Genomic DNA, 552 nt, shown 5'->3' with positions numbered 1-552 from the left:
CGAGCAAGGCGCGCTCATGGCGTTGTACTACGCAGATGAAGCGATTGTAACGACTAACCCTGAAGTATCTTCAGTACGCGACTCAGACCGCATTCTAGGCATCCTAGATTCTAAGTCTCTACGCGCTGAACAAGGGCTAGAGCCAGTGAAGCAACACCTTCTACTTACACGTTACAACCCTACGCGTGTAAACCAAGGTGAAATGCTGAGTGTGGAAGACGTAGAAGAAATCCTACACATCCCACTATTGGGCGTGATTCCTGAAAGCCAAGCGGTACTTAACGCATCAAACAAAGGTGTGCCGGTCACATTCGACGAAAACACCGATGCGGGCATGGCGTACTCTGACACTGTTGATCGCTTACTAGGCAATCAAGTTGAATTTCGTTTCCTTACTGAGGAGAAGAAAGGACTCTTTAAACGACTGTTCGGAGGCTAGACATGTCATTATTAGAATTTTTCCGCCCGCAGAAAAAAACATCTGCAAGTCTGGCGAAAGAGCGCTTACAAATCATCGTGGCTGAACGCCGCAGCCAAAATGACCCTGCGCCT

General features: G+C 48.4%; 2 pseudogenes. Both read left to right on the top strand.

Going from position 1 to position 552, the window contains the following annotated elements:
* Positions 1-439 (top strand): annotated as a pseudogene (locus R7044_RS27305) (septum site-determining protein MinD); the annotation flags it as partial.
* Positions 440-441: 2 nt separating this feature from the next.
* Positions 442-552 (top strand): annotated as a pseudogene (gene minE / locus R7044_RS27300) (cell division topological specificity factor MinE); the annotation flags it as partial.

The organism is Vibrio sp. 1402, assembly GCF_033340275.1.
Note: the sequence above shows the minus strand (reverse complement) of the source record. Positions and strands in the feature narration are given on the sequence as shown.